The organism is Francisella sp. 19X1-34, from assembly GCF_041102755.1.
Classification (GTDB): Bacteria; Pseudomonadota; Gammaproteobacteria; order Francisellales; family Francisellaceae; genus Francisella.
The window spans coordinates 1-15,483 of sequence record NZ_JBGCTX010000022.1; the positions used below are offsets into that span (position 1 = coordinate 1).

The window sequence follows — 15,483 nt, forward strand, 5'->3', positions numbered from 1 at the left end:
TTTTTCGCTTATTTTAACCTAAAAACACTACTAAACCCTTAATTTACAATGCTTTTAATTCCGAACTGAGGTTATTAATAGTTACCATTATTAGCTTTTCATTTTATCTAGCGATAGGATCAGTATATGAGAGCGATAAAAATGGGATAACATCCTTCTCAAATATTAAAAGCAAAGACGCTAAAAAGATTAAGCTTGGTAGTATAAACACCATTAAATCTGCAACCCTTCAGAATATAACTATCAATAATTATAATATGTCACCCGCTCAAACTTCTAAAGGGTATGGCTCAATAGATAATGATTACTTTCCTTATGGATGGTACGGATATGGCTACGATGATTATGGACGAAGATACTTCCATCAAGTAAATCATAATTTTATTAGCTCAAATCACTACGGTAATATAGAACATATTATGAATATAGGGGGTGCAATGAGAGGTGGAGGTCGTAGATAAGTTTAATTTATAATCTAACTAGATTACTTGATATTATTTAATTCTTCTCTTATCTTATTCATAGACTGATCAATTAACTTATGATAGTCATCAACATTACTCGTATCTTTAATTGCTATAACAGATATCTTGCTAGTATTCGCCTCTAACTGATCAGCATTCATTTTTGCTAAGTCTGTTGGTAAAACGATATATGATGATGGCCCTTCGAAGCCTATTAGCTTAGCAACTCTTTTAGTTCTTAGCTCTTCTTTTTCTGCTTGTCGTTTAAGTCTAGGCTTATCTGTAGCAATTCCTAACTGTTTAATAGCATTATCAACATCTTGAATTGTTAACTTACCATTTGCTTCACGCTGACCATATATAATTTTATTATATTCTGCAAATAACTCAGGACCACCTTGCAAATACGATTCATTAGCAACTAATGAAGCATAATTAGGCACCTTGTTATCAGCCCTTGATGAAGACGGATAAGCTTTAAATATAAATTTCACATTTGGCTCTTCACTAACTAGCTTAACCATTTTTGGATAGCTCTTCGTACATCTATAACAGCCATAATCATAAAAGACAACAACTGCCTTTTTAGCATCTTTAGGACCTATCGTTGGAGTCATTTCATCATTTAACAATTGATTTACAACTGCTGGAATAGCAATAACTCTTGCATAGTCAATAGGTCTTTTGACACCAACACTATGCTTATTGCTTGTATTAATCTCTTGATGACTCGAACAGCTCGATAGCACTAATGCTGAAATCCCTAAAATAGCTGCCAATATTTTCTTCATTTAATGTCTCCTAGAATATCTCTTACATTATTAATTTTAATTATCATTATTTTCACTAAACAATCAAAAGGTCTGCTTCAAATAAGCAGCCTTTAATGAAAGCTTACTCAACTATAAAAAAGCATGCAAAATTTTAAGCAGCAAATTTATAAAAAAAATACTTTGACATAAGTGTAAATCAAATTAAATTATTTAGAAATAACAAATCAGTGAAAAATACTCTTTCAGCATATTTTTTTAAAAAATGTTTATATAGACACTGACTTAGAAAAAAAGATTGAGAAGAATATAATTTAGATTTGCACCCCAAAACTAGATGCTATATTTTTAACATCTTGAGGTTTAAGATTTTTTATATCCTGAGCGTTTAAATCTTTTATTGATTTACCATTTACGCTTATATTACTTATAGATTTACCATTTATTTTAGTATTATCTAAAAACTGTTTAGCCTTATTATCTAAACCTGTTTGCTTAGCAATTTGAGAAGCTGTATTTTTAACAGTATCAACACTTACTAGATTTTTCAAAGAAGATGTATCTAAGCCAAACTTAACGCCATTTAAGTCACCAGATATAACACCTTTTAAAGTTAAATCAGAAACTTTTTGCTTGAATTGATTAAAGTTTATACCTACATTTTTGAAATCTAACTTTAATGGGATATTAAAGTTTACATTCCTAACTCCACTAAACTGCCAAGTTCCATTACCAGAGATATCTAAACTATCAGCATCTAGACCAACACCTTGGATAGTTAAGCCTTTTATAGCATCTCCTGCTACATTAGCTACATTAAACCTAACTGTATTATCAACATTAGGCTTATTAGAAATAACTACACCAACGTCAAGGTTTTTGTTATTTGTTGATTTAATATCAACAGTAGTAGGTTTTGCTAATAACTCTGGATTTGTAGATATATTAGTAATAGTTGCGTTATATAAAGTATCACCATCCTTATAGTCTTTGATATCAATATTTTGAACTACAAAATTAGGGTACTTATCGCGTAAACTTTCATTTCTAACATTTGCATAGCCATACACTTGTGCTTGTTCTTTAGGTGTAATAATTTGCTGTCTAACTTGAGAATCAGTAACTTTAGTTTGGTTTGATCTAAAGCTTGATAAAAACTCTACAGCTTGTTTTATATTACTCGCAATATCTTTAACTTCTTTAGCATTATCTTTTAGCTGCTGTAAGTTAACTTGCTGTAAGTCACCACCTATTTTTTTGATGTTATCAATAGCTTGCTTTTTAGCTGCTTCAGAAGTTTGTTGAGTTTCTTCTTTTGATGTAGGTGTAGCCTTAGTACTATTGATATACAACTCTCCTTTAGATTCTCTTTGCTTATCCAAAGATACTCCTTCAACAACAACATCTTTTAATGCTATTTGTCTAGTTAATAAGTTTGAGATATTTATACTAGCACTAATAGAACTAGCATAGAATCTATCTTTATTAAGATCTGCTGGATCTGCGGCACCTAAACCTGTTATATTAAGTCTTGCATCACTTAAGTTTAGTTTTAAAGAGCTATAATCAACAGTAGCTCCATTTGCTTTAGTCAACTGTTGCTTAATAATGTTTGATACTAATGAAGTCTCTAAAATCTGTGGCGCATAAGATATAGCAACAATAATCAAAGCAACCAAAATAACACCTGTTATTCTAAATGGTTGTCTAAACTTACGGTTTTTCATCTTAACCCAGTCGATTTTTGCAACATTTTTGCCTAAGAAAATCCAGCTAGCTATTTTCACAAAAAAGTTTTTTGTAATGCGGTTATATAGCTCTGAACCTGTTTGAACCACAGACATTTTCGCGACGATTTTCTTATATATCTTCGCGATAATAATCCCGAAAATAAGACCTAAGATAACTGAAAGTACGAATGCCCCTGCGACAAGGTAATAATCAAAACCTGCATATGCTATAACAGGTGTGTTAACTAAACTCTTAAATATAGGCTGTGTAAACCCATCAAGTAAAAACTGCCCTAATGAAAAGCTCACAATTTCCAAAATAAATGAAAGAGCTTTTGCTATTATTGAAATAAATATAAATACACCCAGATTAATTCTAAGAATAATAACTAAGAACAACACCCCTACAAATAATAAAGGCGAGTATGATATCCCCGGAACAAACCCAAATACAAATGCAAACAATGAAGTTAAGAGCAATTGAAATGGCGTAATTTTTGAAAAAATAGTCGATTTTATCTTATCAAATATATAACCAAACATTTTAATTTACCTTATTTTTTTAAACTTACTAAACTAACATTACCATATTATAAAAAAATCGAAATATTAAAATAGTATTTTTATCTCAAAAGATATCTTAGATATAACTACTTATAACAATAAAATGGTTATTTAACTTGTTTGTACATAAATATCTGCTTGAGCAATAAATTTATAAAAATATAATTATTATCAACATAAAAAACATAGTCATTTGCAAGAACAAAACAAATACCATACAATACTCTAAAATAGGTAATATTGATGCTTAGATTAAATCCTCAGCCTAATTGAACTTATATGCTACTTTTTTATTAGAAAAAATAAAGCAAATACGTTATTATTTTACCTGTTATTTAAAATTTTCGTCAAACGATCAAATAAGGAAGAAAATCGATGAACTTACATGAATATCAAGCTAAAGATCTTTTAGAAAGCTATGGTCTAAAAGTTCAAAAAGGTATTGTAGCTCACAACCCTAATGAAGCTGCTCAAGCATTTGACCAAATAGGTGGCAAATTTGCGGTAGTTAAAGCTCAAGTACATGCTGGTGGTCGTGGTAAAGCTGGTGGTGTTAAAGTTGTTAAATCATCTCAAGAAGCTCGTGAAGTAGCAGAGAGCCTCATTGGTACAAACCTTGTAACATTCCAAACAGATGCTGAAGGTCAACCAGTAAACTCTGTTGGTGTTTTTGAAGATGTTTACCCTGTAACTCGTGAATTATACTTAGGTGCTGTAGTTGATAGATCTAGCCGTAAAGTAACTTTCATGGCATCAACTGAAGGTGGTGTAGATATTGAAGAAGTTGCCCACAACTCACCTGAAAAAATCCTTAAAGTAGAAGTTGATCCATTAGTTGGTCTTCAACCATTCCAAGCTCGTGAAGTAGCTTTCAAACTAGGTCTAGAAGGTAAGCAAATTAATGACTTTGTTAAGACTATGTTAGGCGCTTACAAAGCTTTTGTTGAATGTGATTTTGCTTTATTTGAAATCAACCCTCTTGCTGTAAGAGAAAATGGTGATATCGTTTGTGTTGATGGTAAAATCAACCTTGATTCAAACGCTCTTTATAGACACCCTAAACTATTAGCTCTAAGAGATAAATCTCAAGAAAATGCTAAAGAGCTTAAAGCTTCTGAGCATGAGCTAAACTATGTAGCTCTTGAAGGTAATATTGGTTGTATGGTAAACGGTGCTGGTCTTGCAATGGCAACTATGGATATCATCCAATTATATGGTGGTAAGCCTGCCAACTTCCTAGATGTAGGTGGTGGTGCTACTAAAGAAAGAGTAATCGAAGCTTTCAAACTAATCTTAGATGATGAAAATGTAAAAGCTGTTTTAATCAACATCTTCGGTGGAATTGTTCGTTGTGACATGATTGCTGAAGCTATTATAGAAGCTGTTAAAGAAGTAAATGTAACTGTACCAGTAGTTGTTCGTCTAGAAGGTAACAATGCAGAAAAAGGTGCTAAGATCCTATCTGATTCAGGCTTAAAGCTTATCCCTGCTGATGGTTTAGCTGATGCTGCTGATAAAGTTGTAAAATCACTAGGTTAATAACACAAACAGTTTAAAAGGATATTAAATAATGAGCGTATTAATTGATAAAAATACAAAAGTTTTAGTACAAGGTTTTACTGGTAAAAACGGTACTTTCCACTCAGAACAAGCTATCGCGTATGGCACAAACATCGTAGGCGGTGTAACTCCTGGTAAAGGTGGTCAAACTCATCTAGATAGACCAGTTTTCAACACAATGGAAGAAGCTGTAAAAGCTACTGGTGCTGATGCATCTGTAATCTATGTACCAGCTCCATTTGTAAAAGATTCTGCAATCGAAGCGATCGACTCTGGTGTTAAGCTAGTTGTAATCATTACTGAAGGCGTTCCGACTCTAGATATGCTAGTAGTTAAAGAATACTTAAAAGGTAAAGATGTACAAGTTGTTGGTCCTAACTGTCCTGGTGTTATCACTCCAGGTGAATGTAAGATTGGTATTATGCCTGGTCATATTCACCAACCTGGTAGAGTTGGTATCATCTCTCGTTCTGGTACTTTGACTTATGAAGCAGTTGCTCAAACTACTAAATTAGGTTTTGGTCAGTCTACTTGTATAGGTATAGGTGGGGACCCAATTCCTGGTATGAACCAAATCGAAGCTTTAAAACTTCTAGAGAATGATCCTCAAACAGAAGCTATAATCCTAATCGGTGAGATTGGTGGTACAGCTGAAGAAGAAGCTGCTGAATATATTAAGCACAATGTAACTAAGCCTGTTATTGGCTATATTGCTGGTGTTACAGCTCCTCCAGGAAAGCGTATGGGTCATGCTGGTGCGATCATCTCTGGTGGTAAAGGTACAGCTGATGAGAAATTTGCTGCATTTGAAGCTGCTGGTATTGCTTATACTAGATCACCTGCTGAGTTAGGTTCTAAACTTAAAGAAGTTACTGGTTGGTAATTATTTATTTTCTAAATATTTTTTCTTTACTTATATTTTTCAATTTTATAATTTTCAAAAATCTAATTTAAAGTGATAATATAACTTAATCTAAGTTAATAACTTATTATTTTAAATTATGATTAAAAAAATAACCTTATTCTTAAATCTTACAATATTACTCCTGGCTACCAATATAGGCTATTGTTTATCAGAAAATAAAAATATAAATCATCCAGCACTAAAAACATTAGAAAGTAAAAATCACGAACAACCAAAAAACTGTAGTACGTTATCAACTACTCTTATGAGCCCTATCTCTTTAGTTGGTATAGGCGTAGGGACTATCTTAATGGTACCTGTAGGCCTACTAGCAGGAATCGCTGGAGGAGCTATGATGTCTCCGATGATGTTTGATAGTGGCGGCTTAAGCGATAATCAATTTATACAACCATTGCAAATAGGTGGCGCTGTTATTTTAGGAGCAGTCATAGGCGCAGGTGCTGGCGCGGTTGAGTTACCAATGACAACAGCATCCAGTCTAACTCAAAAGGCAAAAGATAATTGCAATCTTATATAAAAAATCATTTCTTACCCATTAGCAGGTATACACCTATTATAGCATTTTCAATAAGATCAAGATTTCTAACCTAGTTTTTAAAAACTCTATTAATTATAACCAATCATCTAAAATTCGCTCTTAAAAATAGAAAAAAAATAGACTAGAACTGCTAGTATGATTAAAAAATATATAAAAGTATTAATAAGGGATGATATGGGAGATTATTCATCAAACTACTCCAAAATAGTCTTTGGTATGCCAACTCAAATACTATGGGGCTTTATAGCAATTGCTATTTTTATGACAGGAGATGGAATAGAGGTAGCTTTCTTATCAAAATATCTTGTTCATCATCTAGGTTTTAGACCTGATCAAGCAGCTATGGTATTTACTATTTATGGTGCTACCTCAGCAATATCAAGCTGGTTTTCTGGTGTCTTAGCAGAGGTATATACTCCTAGAAAACTAATGATTGTCGGAGCATTGTGGTGGATACTTTTCCATGCGCTATTTATGATATTTGGTATTCATTCTAGTAATTATTTTATGATTCTCTTATTTTATGGAATTAGAGGTTTTGCATATCCAATGTTTTTCTACGGCTTCTTTGTTTGGGTAGTTCAAAAAACCCCTCCTCACAGACTAGCATCTGCTGTTGGTTGGATTTGGTCGATGTTTACAATAGGTTATGGCATTGTATCATCATTTTTGGCAAGCTTTGCAATAGTTGCTTTAGGCTTTGAAACAACTCTATGGTTATCTATTTTATTTGTTGCTGCTGGTGGCTTAATTATATTCTTCTGTATTAAAAAAACTCCTGAAGATACCAGTAAAAAATATACTCTTTTTAGCGAAAAACTTAAAGAAATGAGTAAAGGTGTCACACTTATTTATAGAAATAAAAATATCTTCATGGCCTTAATCATCAGAATAATTTGTAATTTATCTTTATTTGGTTTTCCAGTTATTATGCCTTTATTTTATACCTCTGGGACAGTAGGTTTCAAAACTAGCCAATGGCTTCTTATTTGGGGAATAGTATTTGTAATTCAACCATTTAGCAATGTAATCTGGGGAGCTATTGGAGATAGAATTGGATGGATGTTCCAAATGAGATGGTTTGGTTTCGTAGGATGTGGTTTGGCTACTCTATCTTTCTACTACTTACCATATTTCTTTGGTAATAATTTTCTTATTGCAGCAATTGCAGCCTTATTTTTTGGGCTAACTGTAACTTCATTTGTACCAATGGGAGCTATATTCCCAATGATTGAACCTGAACATAAAGGTGCTGCTGTTTCAGTACAGAATTTAGGTGGTGGCCTAGCGAACTTTATGGGCCCAGCTTTAGCAACCTTACTTTTACCTTCAGCTGGGATAAAAGGCGTTGTAATTTGCTATGCCGTGTTATACTTTTTTGCAGCATTTTTAACATTATTTATAAAAGTTAATCAACCCAAAGGGTAACCAAAAACTTGGAGATATAGTATGAAAGCATTATATTTAGACAAAATTAATCAGTTAAGTATCAAAGATATCAAGGAACCAGCTATAACAAAAGATGATGAAGTAAAAATAAAAATCAAGTCTGTTGGGATATGTGGTTCTGATTTACACTATTTTACTGAAGGTCGAATTGGTGATTTTATTGTTAAAGAACCAATGATCTTAGGGCACGAATCTTCTGGAGAAGTTGTTGAAATTGGTAAAAATGTAACAAATCTTAAAGTTGGTGATAGAGTTTGTATGGAGCCAGGAATTCCAAGTGCTTTTTCTGAAGAAGTTAAACAAGGCTACTATAATTTAGATCCTGCTGTGAGATTTTGGGCAACACCTCCTTACGATGGTTGTTGTTGTGACTATGTAGTTCATCCAGAAACTTTTACTTTTAAAATCCCGGATAATGTTTCTTATAATGAAGCTGCTATGGTGGAGCCTCTATCAGTAGGAATGCAAGCAGCTACTAAAGCTAACATAAAACCAGGAGATTTAGCTTTAGTCTATGGTGCAGGAACTATAGGTGCTATGACAGCATTATCTGCTATCGCTGGCGGCTGCTCAGAAGTAATTATTGTTGACGTATCTAAAGCTAAACTAGAAATGCTTGAGCAATATGATGGAATTATAACTTTAAACAGCAATGAGCAAGATGTATTAGAATTTATAAATGAAAAAACAAATTCTAGAGGTGTTGATATCGTCTTTGAATGTTGTGGTGTAAAAAGTGTTATTGACAATATTTGTAAGCCAGCTAAACCAGGAGGAAAAGTAATATTCGTAGGAATGCCAAATGACACTGTCAACCTTGATATAGTTGCTATGCAAGTTAAAGAACTAAAATTTGAATCTGTTTTTCGTTATTGCAATATGTTTCCTAGAAGCATAAATCTAATTGCAAGTGGCAAAATTAACCTTAAGCCTTTAATTACTAAAAAGTTCTCTTTCAAAGACGCTATACACGCTTGTGAATATGCTAAAAATGAAGGTGCTACGAATATGAAAGTAATGATTGAGTTCTAGCTTATGAGTATCGTAGTTGGAATTGACAGTGGTACACAAGGGACGAAAGTCTTACTTGTTGATACCGAGAAAAAAAGCGTCTTAAGTGAGGCTTACTGTACTCATGAGATTATTGTTGGTGAGAATGGTAAACGAGAACAAGATCCAAACTGGTGGATTGAGTCTTTTAGAGTAGCCTTCAAAGATGCTGTGAGTCAGGCAGGAATCTCATCAAAGAATATAGATGCTATGGGTATTTCTGCACAGCAGCATGGTTTTGTACCTTTAGATGAGAATAAAAAACCTTTATATAATGCTAAGTTGTGGTGTGATACTGAAACAGCTAAAGAAAATGACGATTTATTAAATAAACTTGGTAATGATAACGGTATAAATACTATAGGTATTAAAATTCAAACAGGCTATACAGCCTCAAAAATCTTATGGTTCAAAAATAATAAACCTGAACTTTACCGACAAATGAAATACATGTGTCTACCACATGATTTTCTAAACTTATGGTTAACAGATAAGTATTACGCAGAGCATGGCGATGCTTCTGGAACAGGAATATACGATGTTAGAGAACAATGCTGGAGCAAAGAAATATGCCAGTTAATTGATTCATCCGGTAAGCTCTATCAAACTCTACCTAAATTAAAACTACCAAATGAAAAAATAGGATTTGTTAAACCTGATATCGCAGATCAGCTAGGTCTAAGACATGATGTCATCATTTCAACAGGGGGTGGTGATAACATGATGGGAGCAATAGGCTCGGGCAATATCAAAAATGGTATAATAACAATGTCACTTGGTACGTCTGGTACAGTTTACTCATATTCAGATAAATATATAGATTTTGATTCTAGCGTAGCTAACTTTTGCTCAAGTAGTGGTCACTGGCTACCGTTAATCTGTACCATGAATGTTACCTCAGCTCTTTCTGAAATTAACAATCTTTTAGGAGTAGAAGTAAAAGACATTGATGAATTAGTAAATAAGTCTAATATTGGCTCTAATGGTATTCTAACACTCCCATTTTTTAATGGAGAACGAGTCCCAGAGTTGCCTTTAGCAAATGCTTCTATTCATAACTTAAATTCATTTAACTTTTGTAAAGCTAATTTAGTAAGATCCATAATGGAATCTGTAACATTTGGACTTAAATATGGTCTAGACTTATTGGTTTCAAAAATGCCCAATAAACCCAAAGAAATTAGACTTATTGGCGGAGGTTCAAACTCTAAAATCTGGCGCCAAATAGTTGCTGATATCACTGGCATTGATGTTGTAATTCCACTAGTCAATAGAGGGGCTGCTTTAGGTGCAGCAATTCAAGCGTCTTGGGCTATAAAGAGCTCTATAGACTATGATATAGTTGATCAGCTAGTGAAAATGGATTATTCAACAGTAGCTTCTCCAATCAAAGAGAATGTTATAAAATATAAAGAAGTCTATAATAAATATTTATTGTTATTAAACTCAACTTATAATATCAAAGACTAATCTAAGGCCTTATAAATAATATTTAATCATTTCTAGTTAAATAACTATATGCCACTTTTATCAAATCAAATATAATTACTTATACATACCAAGGTATTTTGATAAAACTTATAAGGAAAAAATATGAAAAAAACATTAATAATTGTACTTAGCTTAACTATTGGATTAAGTTCATTAGCTTTTGCTCAACCTCCTAAACATTCTAACGCAAGCCAAAGAGCTCAAACTCTACAAGACTTTAAAACTACACCTCAACAATATAAGAGTATGAATAAAAGCGAAAGAAAACAGTTTACAAGTAATATGTCTAAAGATGATCTTAAAGATTTTAGAAATAAACATAGTAAAGATAACCTACCAAAAAAACTAAACGCTCAGAGATATACAAACTCAAATAACTGATACTCTACGACAAATGATTTTAGTTATAGCTAACTAATCAAAATATTCTTAAAGATCACATTGACAGTCTTAAAATAAGCCCTTATTATTGAAGTGTTAGCCAACTTTTGAGATATGTAATGAAAAAAACAATAACTCTATTGATGATATCAATACTAACTTTTAGCTTAGTTGGATGTGCTACTACCAACCCTCCTAAAAAGCAAGCAGCAAAAGCCAAAACTTCTGAAGGATCATATCAAAAAGATCAAATAGATAAATGTATCAAAAGAGGTGAAGATTACGTTAAATATGCTAAGATTGATAAAAATGAAATTATCCAGGACTGTAAACAATCACAAACACCTGAAACTCTATTCACACTATAAGTGGACAGAGCTCTTATGAACTTGCGTTAAGATATATGCTTACATGTAAGTTTCACTTTGATAGTAAATACCTTATTTACACAGTATAGTCATTAACTTACACAGTTAACTAAACTATATCTTATTTATCACTATTGATATGGAGTCACTAGTATTATTATGTTATCTTTTTAATTATTATTTCTTTGAAAGATACATGAATAGTTACTCCATAATCAAAAAACTTAGCATTACATGTTTAATTGGCGCACTAATTATATGGGTGCTATACCCTTTTATTTATCCAATTTTATTTGCTGCTCTTTTGGCTATAATTCTAGCTCCTTTACAAGTATATCTAGAAAAGCATCTCGGCAGACATAAGAGTGGCTTCATTATAGCTATAGGCATTTTACTATGTATTTTTATCCCAATGCTAATTGTAATCTCATATGCCATCACCGAAATTATTTCATACTTACAAAACTCTGAATCTTTGTCTCAGACCTTTAATCAGCTTAGTATTTCAATAGCAAAGATACCATATGCAGGTGAATATCTTCAGCAACACTTTGATAAGATTATAAATGCAATCAAACATGATAAAGAGAAAATAATTTCAAACCTAGGGCAAGCACTACCTGCGATCAGATATATAGGCTCTACATCTGTAAGTTTATTAACAGATTTTTTAATAACTATCTTACTGGTATATCAATTTTTAGTAAGTGGTACAACTGTAGAAAAATTCTTTAGAAATGTTGTTTTAAAAGACTTTCATGATAGTGATAGCTTTATTTCAACAGCAATTATAACAACTCGTAGGGTTAGTTTAGCTATATTTTTAACAGCTATATTAGTAGGCATAATTATGGGTATCACATTTTCAGCAATATCTTTACCTAGCCCTATACTTTTTGCATTTGTTTCAGCTATAGCATCAATGATTCCTTTTATGGTTGGTATTGTTTATATCCTTTTAGCTGCTGCAGTATTTGTAATCTATGGTGCCACAAAAGCCATTATTATTTTAGTAGTCGGATTTGCCCTTAACATTTTTACAGATAATATTATGCAACCAAAAATTATTAATAAACAAGTCAAACTTAGCTTTGTAGCTTCATTAATTGGTATTATGGGGGGAATACAAGCTTTTGGTTTTATTGGAATATTTCTTGGTCCTGTAATATTTAACGTTGCTTTTGTTGGTATCGAAAAATTAATGGATGGTAAAGAGTATTAACTTTTCTAAGCTTGAGGAAAAGCCTCAAAACTATGTACTTTATCCAAGTCCTCTTCCCAACTGGCTTTACTTGCTGTAAAAATATGAGCTGTTGGCTTAATTGCAATCTCATCATCTAAACAACCAGCTGGAACAACAACTAAACCTAGATCTGGTACTTCAATCGGCATAGCTGAACCACATTGACTACAAAAACTCTTTGTATGTCTAGTTCCAGTCAGTTTAAAGTTTTTAACTAAATCTTGACCAGAATTCCATGTTAATTTTGCATTTTTTGAAAAAAGATTAGCTGCATGAGCTGAACCTGTATCTTTACGACAGTAAGAGCAATGACACAAAAAAAAGCTCTCAAAATCACCATCAATCTCAAAATTTACACTACTACACAAACAAGATCCTTTAATACTCATAGCTTTATTTCCAAAATAATTTATACAAATGTTGGACGATTATATTAGTTAAATTTATAGATAGCAATTGCTAAATAATAATGACTTATAAAAAAAGTTTGGATAGAATGAATTTTACTGTTTTTTTATTTAAAATAATAAATGGAATCTCTAAAACACCCCAAAGGACTCAAATTTTTATTCTTCGCAGAAATGTGGGAACGTTTCAGTTACTACGGATTAGCCGCAATTTTAATCTTATACATGACTCAAAAATTAAACTTCACAGATGCAAATGCAGCTTTGATATTTGGTAGTTATGTAACATTTCTTTATATAACTACTGCTGTTGGTGGCATATTGGCTGATAGAGTGATCGGCTATAGACGTTGTGTACTAATAGGTGGGATCTCAATTATATCTGGACATATAATAATGGCATTATCTGGATCTAGTGATACTGCGCTATTTCTTGGTTTGGGATGCATCTCTGCCGGTACAGGATTTTTCAAATCCAACGTCTCAACTATGGTTGGTAGACTTTATGATGATAAAGAGGCACTTCGAAACTCTGGCTTTGCTTACTTTTATACAGGCATCAACCTTGGCGCTGTAATTGCAACTTTTGTTGTAGGCTACGTTGGTGAAAAAATTGGCTGGCACTATGGATTTAGTTTAGCTGCTTTTGGTATGGCACTTGGATTAATATTTTTTGAATCAGGTAAAAAGCATTTCCCTAAAAGCTGTGATGAGCCTAACTTTGAGATTATGAAAAAAAACTTACTTCCAGGTTTAAATGTTTGGTACGCAATAATCTTATTTGTAATAATTTCAGCATGTATTTTTGCTTATCTAATAGCGCATCCAACAGAGTCGATGGTAATAATCTCTCTATCTGGAATAGTTTTATTAATATATCTAGTTTCACTATGGAAATCTCTTGGAAAAGCTCAAAAGACTAATATTGCAATTTTATTAATACTTTCAATATTTATGTTGTTCTACTGGTCACTAAGTAATCAAACTTCTATAAGCATACCATTATTTATAAAAAGTAATATTGATCTGCATATTTTAGGTTTTGACATGCCAGTAACTACGCTTATGGCAACGCAGCTAACATTGCTAATAATCATAAACCCTTTCTTTGCTATCTTATGGCAAAAACTTGGTCAAAAGAATAAAGAACCATCAGATGAGCTTAAATTTGTGCTTAGTTTAATATTTCTTGCTCTATGCTTTTTATTCTTAAGTATAGCTGGATCAATAGCTGCCCATGCTGGACATGCCAATGTGATATGGTTATTACTATGCTATCTAATGCTAGTCTTTGGTGAGTTATGCATTTCACCGGTTGGTTTAGCACTTGTTACTCGACTAGCTCCAGAGCATTTAAAATCTACAATGATGGGAGTATGGTGGACAATCAGTGCTTATGCAGGATTTTTTGGTGGTGTAATAAGCTCGCATATTGCTGTTACAAAAAATACTCCAGCAAGCAGCTTTGCTTCAGGATATTTTAAACTTTTTATTGCAGCAATTATTGTGGCTGTTATATTACTTGCGTTAACTCCGATATTAAAAAAACTTACTAAACTTAGGGTATAAGAATGATTCTAATTGCAAATGATGAAGGTCGTGGTGGCGTACCTGAAGCTTTTAAACGACTCCAAAATAAAGAAAATGGCCTTCGTGCTATGATTGAAGGTATCAAACTTGTAGAAAGTGACACAACTATCAAAACCGTAGGTAGAGGGTCTTGGCCTGATATCTTAGGTAATGTGACTTTAGATGGCTCTGTTATGGATGGAGATGATCTACGTACAGGATCTATTGGCGCTTTAAAAGGTTATGCTAGTGCTGTTGAAGTTGCCTATGAAGTTATGCAAAGATTACATCATGAAATATTAGTCGGTGATGGTGCTAATAAATTTGCTGATGAAATAAATGCTACAAAGATCGATAATCTACTACCAGAAATTAAAAAAGTATGGCTAGAGCATTTAGACAAACATTTAACTGCTGATCAAAAAACTAACTTTCCTAATATCCCGCTAATTGAGCTAAGCAAATTTGCTATAGATCCTGAAAAGGTTTTTGATACTACTGTCTATCTATCAAAAGATCATAATAATACTATATCATCAGCCACAAGTACCTCTGGTTGGGCTTGGCGCTATCCTGGTAGATTAGGTGATAGCCCTATTATCGGTGCTGGCTCATATGCTGACTCTAGATATGGAGCTTGTGCCTGTACTCATACTGGTGAGATGGCTATTCGCTGTAGTACAGCTAGATCGGTAGTTTTGTATATGAAAATGGGAATGTCTGTAAAAGATGCTGTACTAGAAGCAGCTAAAGATTTACGTCATCTAAAAACTGGTTACTTAGACGAGCTAACAATCCATGCAATTGATAATCAAGATAACCACTATGTGGCTAGTTTTAAAGGTAGTGAGCCAGTTTATTACTGGGTTTGGAAAGATAATATGATCGAGCCTGTTAAGAAGCAAGCTAGACTTATTTTATAAAATCATTAGTCTATTTAATAGATTATCTATTAGTTATAACTTCATATTCTT

Annotated in this window: 15 protein-coding genes; 12 read left to right on the plus strand and 3 right to left on the minus strand. The window is 32.8% G+C overall.

All coding sequences use genetic code 11. The annotated features are described in order from the left end of the window. Nucleotides 1-257 precede the first annotated feature (257 nt). On the plus strand, nt 258-461 hold the full coding sequence (locus tag AB8E56_RS04900; protein ID WP_329478604.1) for a hypothetical protein: 204 nt from the start codon (nt 258-260) through the stop codon (nt 459-461). 23 nt (nt 462-484) lie between these two features. Here AB8E56_RS04900 and AB8E56_RS04905 read toward each other — a convergent pair whose 3' ends face one another. Then, nucleotides 485-1,255: a thioredoxin domain-containing protein gene (locus AB8E56_RS04905; RefSeq protein ID WP_329478606.1), complete on the minus strand. Its 771-nt coding sequence runs from the start codon at nt 1,253-1,255 to the stop codon at nt 485-487. Between the two features lie 293 nt (nt 1,256-1,548). Then, a complete protein-coding gene (locus AB8E56_RS04910) occupies nt 1,549-3,507 on the minus strand; it encodes a TIGR03546 family protein (protein WP_329478608.1) in 1,959 nt (652 codons plus the stop codon). Nucleotides 3,508-3,903: 396 nt separating this feature from the next. Here AB8E56_RS04910 and sucC point away from each other — a divergent pair, with 396 nt between their 5' ends. The 9 genes from sucC to AB8E56_RS04955 all read left to right on the plus strand — a co-directional run bounded on the left by sucC (nt 3,904) and on the right by AB8E56_RS04955 (nt 12,512). Continuing rightward, a complete protein-coding gene (sucC, locus tag AB8E56_RS04915) occupies nt 3,904-5,067 on the plus strand; it encodes an ADP-forming succinate--CoA ligase subunit beta (protein ID WP_329478610.1) in 1,164 nt (387 codons plus the stop codon). Nucleotides 5,068-5,098: 31 nt separating this feature from the next. After that, complete coding sequence (sucD, locus tag AB8E56_RS04920; protein WP_150466416.1) at nt 5,099-5,971, plus strand: succinate--CoA ligase subunit alpha; 873 nt, start codon at nt 5,099-5,101, stop codon at nt 5,969-5,971. Nucleotides 5,972-6,089: 118 nt separating this feature from the next. Further along, nucleotides 6,090-6,530: a hypothetical protein gene (locus AB8E56_RS04925; RefSeq protein WP_329478614.1), complete on the plus strand. Its 441-nt coding sequence runs from the start codon at nt 6,090-6,092 to the stop codon at nt 6,528-6,530. A gap of 156 nt (nt 6,531-6,686) precedes the next feature. Next, complete coding sequence (locus AB8E56_RS04930) at nt 6,687-7,979, plus strand: MFS transporter (protein ID WP_329478616.1); 1,293 nt, start codon at nt 6,687-6,689, stop codon at nt 7,977-7,979. A 21-nt stretch (nt 7,980-8,000) separates the two neighbouring features. Next, a complete protein-coding gene (locus AB8E56_RS04935; RefSeq protein ID WP_329478618.1) occupies nt 8,001-9,032 on the plus strand; it encodes an NAD(P)-dependent alcohol dehydrogenase in 1,032 nt (343 codons plus the stop codon). 3 nt (nt 9,033-9,035) lie between these two features. Further along, on the plus strand, nt 9,036-10,520 hold the full coding sequence (gene xylB / locus AB8E56_RS04940) for a xylulokinase (protein WP_329478620.1): 1,485 nt from the start codon (nt 9,036-9,038) through the stop codon (nt 10,518-10,520). A gap of 123 nt (nt 10,521-10,643) precedes the next feature. Next, nucleotides 10,644-10,922, plus strand: coding sequence for a hypothetical protein (locus AB8E56_RS04945; RefSeq protein ID WP_329478621.1), 279 nt, complete (start codon nt 10,644-10,646; stop codon nt 10,920-10,922). Between the two features lie 119 nt (nt 10,923-11,041). Next, entirely contained in the window at nt 11,042-11,290 is a 249-nt protein-coding gene (locus AB8E56_RS04950) for a hypothetical protein (RefSeq protein ID WP_329478623.1), read from the plus strand. A gap of 196 nt (nt 11,291-11,486) precedes the next feature. Further along, the gene (locus AB8E56_RS04955) at nt 11,487-12,512 is read left to right on the plus strand and encodes an AI-2E family transporter (protein ID WP_329478625.1); all 1,026 of its coding nucleotides are present in this window, start codon (nt 11,487-11,489) and stop codon (nt 12,510-12,512) included. Between the two features lie 5 nt (nt 12,513-12,517). On the opposite strand, the gene AB8E56_RS04960 is transcribed toward AB8E56_RS04955, so the two are convergent. Beyond that, complete coding sequence (locus AB8E56_RS04960; RefSeq protein WP_329478627.1) at nt 12,518-12,922, minus strand: GFA family protein; 405 nt, start codon at nt 12,920-12,922, stop codon at nt 12,518-12,520. A 141-nt stretch (nt 12,923-13,063) separates the two neighbouring features. On the opposite strand from AB8E56_RS04960, the gene AB8E56_RS04965 reads away from it, so the two are divergent. Together AB8E56_RS04965 and AB8E56_RS04970 are read left to right on the plus strand one after the other, a co-directional pair. Next, nucleotides 13,064-14,509 (plus strand): peptide MFS transporter, encoded by a 1,446-nt coding sequence (locus AB8E56_RS04965; RefSeq protein WP_329478629.1) that lies wholly within the window; start codon nt 13,064-13,066, stop codon nt 14,507-14,509. Between the two features lie 2 nt (nt 14,510-14,511). Next, nucleotides 14,512-15,432, plus strand: a complete 921-nt coding sequence (locus AB8E56_RS04970; protein WP_329478631.1) for a N(4)-(beta-N-acetylglucosaminyl)-L-asparaginase — start codon at nt 14,512-14,514, stop codon at nt 15,430-15,432. Nucleotides 15,433-15,483 lie beyond the last annotated feature (51 nt).

What these genes read in the sequence shown, in the direction of transcription:
- AB8E56_RS04905 (WP_329478606.1), bottom strand. Translation starts at nt 1,255, where the DNA reads ATGAAGAAAATATTGGCAGCTATTTTAGGGATTTCAGCATTAGTGCTA.
- sucC (WP_329478610.1), top strand. Translation starts at nt 3,904, where the DNA reads ATGAACTTACATGAATATCAAGCTAAAGATCTTTTAGAAAGCTATGGT.
- AB8E56_RS04925 (WP_329478614.1), top strand. Translation starts at nt 6,090, where the DNA reads ATGATTAAAAAAATAACCTTATTCTTAAATCTTACAATATTACTCCTG.
- xylB (WP_329478620.1), top strand. Translation starts at nt 9,036, where the DNA reads ATGAGTATCGTAGTTGGAATTGACAGTGGTACACAAGGGACGAAAGTC.
- AB8E56_RS04935 (WP_329478618.1), top strand. Translation starts at nt 8,001, where the DNA reads ATGAAAGCATTATATTTAGACAAAATTAATCAGTTAAGTATCAAAGAT.
- AB8E56_RS04965 (WP_329478629.1), top strand. Translation starts at nt 13,064, where the DNA reads ATGGAATCTCTAAAACACCCCAAAGGACTCAAATTTTTATTCTTCGCA.
- AB8E56_RS04910 (WP_329478608.1), bottom strand. Translation starts at nt 3,507, where the DNA reads ATGTTTGGTTATATATTTGATAAGATAAAATCGACTATTTTTTCAAAA.
- AB8E56_RS04945 (WP_329478621.1), top strand. Translation starts at nt 10,644, where the DNA reads ATGAAAAAAACATTAATAATTGTACTTAGCTTAACTATTGGATTAAGT.
- AB8E56_RS04955 (WP_329478625.1), top strand. Translation starts at nt 11,487, where the DNA reads ATGAATAGTTACTCCATAATCAAAAAACTTAGCATTACATGTTTAATT.
- sucD (WP_150466416.1), top strand. Translation starts at nt 5,099, where the DNA reads ATGAGCGTATTAATTGATAAAAATACAAAAGTTTTAGTACAAGGTTTT.
- AB8E56_RS04960 (WP_329478627.1), bottom strand. Translation starts at nt 12,922, where the DNA reads ATGAGTATTAAAGGATCTTGTTTGTGTAGTAGTGTAAATTTTGAGATT.
- AB8E56_RS04970 (WP_329478631.1), top strand. Translation starts at nt 14,512, where the DNA reads ATGATTCTAATTGCAAATGATGAAGGTCGTGGTGGCGTACCTGAAGCT.
- AB8E56_RS04900 (WP_329478604.1), top strand. Translation starts at nt 258, where the DNA reads ATGTCACCCGCTCAAACTTCTAAAGGGTATGGCTCAATAGATAATGAT.
- AB8E56_RS04930 (WP_329478616.1), top strand. Translation starts at nt 6,687, where the DNA reads ATGATTAAAAAATATATAAAAGTATTAATAAGGGATGATATGGGAGAT.
- AB8E56_RS04950 (WP_329478623.1), top strand. Translation starts at nt 11,042, where the DNA reads ATGAAAAAAACAATAACTCTATTGATGATATCAATACTAACTTTTAGC.